The sequence below is a fragment of the Streptomyces sp. CO7 genome (assembly GCF_053474865.1).
The window spans coordinates 118,845-125,330 of sequence record NZ_JBRIOU010000004.1; the positions used below are offsets into that span (position 1 = coordinate 118,845).

The following is a 6,486-nucleotide window of genomic DNA, read 5'->3' on the forward strand; positions in this document are numbered from 1 at the left end:
AACGAGGCCGGGCCGCCGGTCCGCCCGGTCCGGCGGCCCGGCCTCGTTCTTGTCCTCGTCCTCGTCCTCGTCCGCGCCCGCCCCCGTCTGGGCGCGCAGCGACAGCACCGGGCCCTGGGTGACGACCGCCTCCAGCGCGAGCCGTTCCTGCTCGGCGGTGGGTGCGGCGTGCTGCGGGCCCGCGGGCGGCTCGCCGGCCAGGACCGCCGAGACGCGGCCCGCCAGGTCGGCGACCAGCGAGGCCCGCCAGGACGACCAGGCGGCGGGTCCGGTGGCCAGCGCGTCCGCCTCGGTGAGCGCGTGCAGCAGCTCGAGCGTGCCCTGCGAGCCGACGGCGTCGGCGACCAGCTGGATGGTGGCCGGGTCGTCGAGGTCGCGGCGGGTGGCGGTCTCGACCAGCAGCAGGTGGTGGCGGACCAGCGCGCCCAGTACGGCGACGTCCTGCCGGTCGAAGCCGATGCGCGTGGCGACGTCCTTGACGATGGTCTCGCCGGCCACCGAGTGGTCGCCCGGCCATCCCTTGCCGATGTCGTGGAGCAGTGCGGCGACCAGCAGCAGGTCGGGGCGGCCGACCCGGCGGATGGTCCGGGAGGCGCGGACGGCGGTCTCGATCAGGTGACGGTCGACCGTCCAGACGTGGACGGCGTTGCGCTGGGGGCGGCAGCGGACCCTCTCCCAGTCGGGCAGCAGCCGGGTGATCAGCCCTTCGGCGTCCAGGGCGTCCCAGACGTCCACGGCGGGACGGCCGGAGCCGAGCAGGGTGACCAGCTGTTCCCGGGCCTCGGCGGGCCAGGGCACCGGCATCGGCGCCGTGTCGGCGGCCAGCCGCCGCACGGCGTGCAGCGACAGCGGCAGTCCCGCCTCGGCGGCCGCGGCGGCGGCGCGCAGCGGGAGGACGGGGTCGCGGTCCGGCCGGGCGGCGCGGGCCAGCACGACCTCACCGTCCTGTTCCACGACGCCTTCGGCGAGCGGGGTGCGCTCCGGGGCCGGGCGGCCGCCGCCGAGCAGCGTGCGCAGCCGGGGCCTGGACGAGCGGGCCCGCAGCACCCGGCCGACCTCGCGCCAGGTGACGTCGCCGGCGTAGGAGATGACGCGGGCGGCCTCGTACACCTGGCGCAGCAGGACGTCGGCGTCGAGCAGGCCGAGGCGTTCGGCGACCTGGTCCTGCTCCTGCAGGGAGAGACGGTCGGTGGCTCGCCCGGTGGTGAGGTGGAGGGCGTCGCGGACGTCGAGGAGGGTGCGGCGGGCGGCGTCGAGGCCCTCGCGCGGGGCGTCGGCCAGCCAGGAGGCGGCGACGGCGCGCAGCGCGGTGGCGTCGCGGAGACCGCCGTGGGCCTCCTTGAGGTCGGGTTCGAGGAGGAAGCGCAGTTCGCCGGCGCGGTCGGCGCGCTCGGCGCACAGGTCGCGCAGTTCGGGCAGGCGCCGGGCAGCCTGGTTGCGCCAGTCGGCGAGGACGGCGGTGCGCAGGCCGGTGGTGAGGGTCAGGTCGCCGGCCAGGTGGCGGGCGTCGAGCAGGCCGAGCTGGACCTTGAGGTCGTCGGCGGCGGTCCGGCGCGCCTCGGCGGTGGTGCGGACCGAGTGGTCCAGGGCGAGGCCCAGGTCCCAGACGGGGTACCAGAGCCGGTCGGCGACGGCGGCGACCGCGGCCGGGTCGGAGCCGTCGTGCAGGAGCAGCAGGTCGAGGTCGCTGCGTGGGGAGAGCTCCCCGCGGCCGTAGCCGCCGACGGCGACCAGGGCGAGCCCACGGGCGCCGGGCGCGGCGGCGGCGAACAGTCCGGCCAGCCAGCGGTCGGTGAGTTCGGCAAGGGCCTTACGGCGCGACGGCCCGGACCGGGCCTCCTCCTGGAGGAGGCCCAGCCGGGCCGCCGCGTAGCCGCCGGGTCCCGAGTTCTCGGTCTCTTCACGTGTGTCCGTGCTCGTCACCCGGCGACTCCTGTTCCTCCGGCTGCCCCGCAGGGCTTCCTCTGGCTGCCTTACAGGGCGTCCGGTCCGCGCTCCCCGGTGCGGACGCGGACGGCGGTCTCGACGGGTACGGCCCAGACCTTGCCGTCACCGATCTTGCCGGTGCGGGCGGCGCTGACCACGACCTCGATGAGCTGATCGGCGTCCGCGTCGTCCACCAGGACCTCTATGCGGATCTTGGGGACCAGGTCGACGGTGTACTCGGCGCCCCGGTAGACCTCGGTGTGGCCGCGCTGCCGGCCGTAGCCGCTGGCCTCGGTGACGGTCAGGCCGTGCACTCCGAAGGCCTGCAGGGCTTCCTTGATCTCGTCGAGCTTGTGCGGCTTGACGACCGCGGTGATCAGCTTCATGCGTCAACCTTGTTGCTCTCGGCGCGGGCGGGGACGGTGTTCTTGGCGGAGCCGCCGCCGACTCCGCTGAAGTCGTAGGCGGTCTCGGCGTGCTCGGCCTGGTCGATGCCGGAGATCTCCTGGTCCTCCTCGACCCGCATCCCGACGGTCTTGTGGATCAGCAGGGCGAGGACCGCGGAGGCCACCAGCGAGTAGGCGAGGACGCCGAAGACGCCGGCCGCCTGCTTCCAGAGCTGGTCGAGGCCGCCGCCGTAGAGGAGGCCGGCGACGTCGGACTGGCCCTTGCCGGTGGCGAAGAAGCCGATCAGCAGCGAGCCGACGATACCGCCGACCAGGTGGACGCCGACCACGTCGAGCGAGTCGTCGTAGTTGAACCGGTACTTCAGGCCCACCGCCATGGCGCACAGCAGACCGGCGATCGCCCCGACGGCGATGGCGCCGAGCGGGGAGACCGCGCCGCCCGCCGGGGTGATGGCGACCAGGCCGGCCACGGCGCCGGAGGCGGCGCCCAGGGTGGTGGACGCGCCGTGCCGGATCTTCTCGTAGATCAGCCAGGCGAGGACGGCCGCGCCGGTGGCCACCTGCGTGTTGACGAACATCAGGGCGCCGACGCCGTCGCTGTTGCCGAGCCAGGAGCCGGCGTTGAAGCCGAACCAGCCGAACCACAGGAGGCCCGCGCCGAGCATGACCAGCGGCATGCTGTGCGGCCGCATCGGGTCCTTCTTGAAGCCGACCCGCTTGCCGATGACCAGGATGACGCCGAGCGCCGCGGCGCCCGCGTTGATGTGGACGGCCGTGCCGCCCGCGAAGTCGATCACTCCGAGTTCGAACGCCCAGCCGCCCGTGCCCCAGACCCAGTGCGCGACCGGGAAGTAGACGACGCTGACCCAGAGCACCACGAACAGGGACCACGCGGCGAACTTGACCCGGTCCGCGAGGGCGCCGCTGATCAGGGCGGGGGTGATGACGGCGAACATGAGCTGGAAGACCGCGAAGACCAGGGTGGGGATGGTGTAGCCGCTCCACACCTCGCCCTTGTCGATGCCGCTGAACCCGAGGTAGCCGGAGTCCCAGCCGATGAGGCCGCCGCTGTCGGTGCCGAAGGCGAGGGAGAAGCCGTACAGCACCCACAGGACGGTGACGATCCCGAGGCTGACGAAGGACATCATCAGCATGTTGAGGGCGCTCTTGACCCGGACCATGCCTCCGTAGAAGAAGGCCAGACCCGGGGTCATGAGCATCACCAGGGCGGAACAGATGAGCATGAAGCCTGTGTCGGCTGACGAAATCTTGTCAGCCGCAAAGGTGATGGCTTGTGCCATCGGCGTCTCCTCGTCGTGGGTCGCGGCCCGTGCGGGCTACCTGGGCGGATGGGGAGGTGGTGGGCCTGTCGTTCGCCACGAGATTGACGCAGCGCCGTTTCGGCCATGACCCCTCGTTGTTTCGCACCGGTGACGAAGAAGCCGTGCGTGTTACGCGTCCATGAACTGGGGGACGGCACACGGAAGCCGGCCGCGGCGGCCTTCCGACGACCTGGCGGGGGGAGCCGAGTCGGGCGGTTCGGGAAGGCCGGCCGCGGCCGGGGTAGGGGGAGGCTGGTCCAGGAGCAGGTCAGACCGCCGCGGCGGCCTCGGGAAGCTCCTCGGACAGCTGGCGGGTGATGTCCCGGACGGCGGGGAGTTCCTTGTAGTCGCGGGCGGCCGTGTCGGCGGTCTTGCGGATACGGGTGTTGACCCGCTCGGAGCGGACCTTCTTGGCCACTCTCATGGCCTGGCCGAGCATCACCGTGCTCTGCTCGGGCTCGCTCTGCAGGAGGTGCACGCTGGCCATGCCGACCAGGTTCAGCGCGTAGGAACGCTGGTGGTCGGGGTCCTGGGCGAACAGCTCGACGGCCTTCCTCATCAGGGGTTCCGCCATCGAGGCGTAGATCGGGCTGCGGCCCGCCACGTAGGCGAGGTCGCGGAAGGAGTGCGAGTTCTCGCCGTTCAGTTCGGCCTCGGTGAAGAAGCCGATCCAGTCGGGCTCCGGCTCGTCCCAGTCCTTCGCGTCGGCGTAGGTGTCCTCCGCCATCCGGACCGCGCGCTTGCACTTGCCGGGCTGGCCCATGTTCGCGTAGGCGCGGCCCTCCATCGCATACAGCATCGCCTGGGTGCGGGGGCCGGCGCAGTCACGGCTGCCGTACTGCGCGAGGTGGATGAGTTCCAGCGCGTCGTCCGGCCGGCCGAGGTGGATCATCTGGCGGCTCATCGAGGACAGGATGTACGAGCCGAGCGGCTTGTCCCCGGCCTCCTTGGCCGCGTGCAGGGCCAGCACGAAGTACTTCTGCGCCGTGGGCTGCAGGCCCACGTCGTAGCTCATCCAGCCGGCCAGCTCGGCGAGCTCGGCCGCGAAGCCGAAGAGCCGGCGCGAGGTCGCCTCGGGGTGGCTCTCCTGGAGCAGGTCGGTGACCTCGTGGAGCTGGCCGACGACCGCCTTGCGGCGCAGGCCCCCACCGCACTGGGCGTCCCACTGGCGGAACATCTCGACGGTGCTCGCCAGCTGGTCGAGCTCCGGCCCGGACAGGCCGCCGCGCCGGTGGGAGGAGTGGGCTGCCGGCTCCACGGGTGAGGCGGGCGAGGGCACCAGCCAGCGCTGCATCGGCTCGATCAGGGACGGCCCCGCGGCCAGCCCCAGGGAGGTGCCGAGGAAGCCCCGACGGGCCAGCATCAGGTCGCTGCGGGAGAACTCGCCGAGCAGCGCGACCGTCTGCGGGCCGGTCCAGGGGAGGTCGACGCCGGCCACCGAGGGCGCCTGGTGCGCGGCGCGCAGGCCGAGGTCCTCGACGGCGACGACACAGCCGAAGCGCTCGGAGAACAGCTCGGAGAGGATCCTCGGAATCGGCTCGCGCGGGTTCTCGCCGTCCAGCCAGCGGCGGACCCGGGAGGTGTCGGTGGACACGTGGTTCGCTCCGAGCTGGCGGGCCCTGCGGTTCACCTGGCGGGCGAGCTCGCCCTTGGACCAGCCGCTGCGCACGAACCACGAGTTGAGCAGCTCGTTGGGGCGCTTCTCAGCGTTCGTCCCGCCTTCGCCGTTGCCGCTCACTGGAACGCCCCCATCCATCCCTGAGACCTGTCGGACCCTGCCCGGGCCCGGTCGTGCCTGCCAACAGCCCTATCAGAATGCCGCCGGACCGTCCTTCGATTCGGCGGATTCCCCGAGCCGCGGGGGGTTCCGCCGCCGCATCTTCCACGGGGGAGCTACGCCGTCACTCTCCGTCACCGTATCGCGGTCACAGGAGTTCCGGCGAGCCGTCGGAAAGGTGCTTCTGGCAAGTTCGATCGGGCATGTGCCACAAGCCTTGCACACTCAACGTAGCCTCACCGTCACCGCTTCAACCACGCTGGTTCGGGAAACGCCACCTTTCGCCACCCCTACGGGTGAACCTCGCGGCCGCGACCCGCGATTCACTTGACCCGCGCCGTCGGAAACCTGTCCGGGAAACCGGATGGGAGCCCGATGCGCGGAGGGGGCGCGGAAGGCCGGTCTCGCCACCCTGCGCGCTTCCACGCGCGGTGCGAACCGGGCGAGCCGGGACGATACGGCGGGTAGTCGCAACGCAGCGTCACGACAGACCTCCGGCACGTAACCAGCCACGCGGCGGACCCGTTGGAGGGGGCATGGGCTTCACGATCGGCGGTATGCGGGATCTCCGTTCCGGCACGCGGTCCGGAGCGCGCGTCGGCGTGCGCCGGCGGGGCCGGGCCGCCGAGTGCACCGCGGTCGCCGAGTTCACCGGCCTGTGGGGCTGGGACGTGGCGCCCGGGGCGCGCGCGGCAGCGCCCGGTGGTGAGTGTTCGTGCGGGCGCGCGGGCTGCTCCGCGCCGGGGGCGCACCCGCTGGGGTTCGCTCCGGAGGTTCCCGCCGGGTCCACGCTGGACGACGCGGCCGAGGCCTGGTCCGAGCATCCCGGCGCCGCGGTGATGCTGCCGGTGGGGCGGGCCTTCGACGTGCTCGAGGTGCCGGAGGCCGCCGGGCGGCTGGCCGTGGTGCGGCTGGAGCGGATGGGGCTGCCGGTGGGGCCGGTGACGGTCACCCCCGAGGGCGGGGCCCAGTTCTTCGTGGCCGTCGGCGCGGCCGAGGAGCTGCCGTCGCTGCTGTACCGGATGGCCTGGACGACGTCGGGCCCGCCGTGGTG

At 72.9% G+C, this 6,486-nt stretch carries 5 protein-coding genes; 1 reads left to right on the top strand and 4 read right to left on the bottom strand.

All coding sequences use genetic code 11. The annotated features are described in order from the left end of the window. The 4 genes from ACOV8S_RS13235 to nsdA form a co-directional block, all read right to left on the bottom strand. Window positions 1–1,923 (bottom strand): [protein-PII] uridylyltransferase (locus ACOV8S_RS13235; protein WP_448318021.1); only part of this gene is annotated, 1,923 nt, incomplete at its 3' end. Window positions 1,924–1,973: 50 nt separating this feature from the next. Then, window positions 1,974–2,312: a P-II family nitrogen regulator gene (locus ACOV8S_RS13240; RefSeq protein WP_108954190.1), complete on the bottom strand. Its 339-nt coding sequence runs from the start codon at window positions 2,310–2,312 to the stop codon at window positions 1,974–1,976. Then, window positions 2,309–3,634 carry an ammonium transporter gene (locus ACOV8S_RS13245; RefSeq protein ID WP_448318022.1) on the bottom strand — a complete coding sequence of 442 codons (1,326 nt, stop codon included), beginning with the start codon at window positions 3,632–3,634 and terminating at the stop codon, window positions 2,309–2,311. The genes ACOV8S_RS13240 and ACOV8S_RS13245 overlap by 4 nt, the downstream gene beginning before the upstream one ends. 289 nt (window positions 3,635–3,923) lie before the next feature. Next, window positions 3,924–5,393, bottom strand: a complete 1,470-nt coding sequence (gene nsdA / locus ACOV8S_RS13250) for a transcriptional repressor NsdA (RefSeq protein ID WP_448318024.1) — start codon at window positions 5,391–5,393, stop codon at window positions 3,924–3,926. Window positions 5,394–5,968: 575 nt separating this feature from the next. Here nsdA and ACOV8S_RS13255 point away from each other — a divergent pair. Beyond that, window positions 5,969–6,486: bifunctional DNA primase/polymerase (locus tag ACOV8S_RS13255; RefSeq protein ID WP_448318025.1), on the top strand; the 518-nt coding region annotated here is incomplete at its 3' end.

Coding starts and splice junctions, on each gene's coding strand:
- ACOV8S_RS13240 (WP_108954190.1), bottom strand. CDS start 2,312: ATGAAGCTGATCACCGCGGTCGTCAAGCCGCACAAGCTCGACGAGATC.
- ACOV8S_RS13245 (WP_448318022.1), bottom strand. CDS start 3,634: ATGGCACAAGCCATCACCTTTGCGGCTGACAAGATTTCGTCAGCCGAC.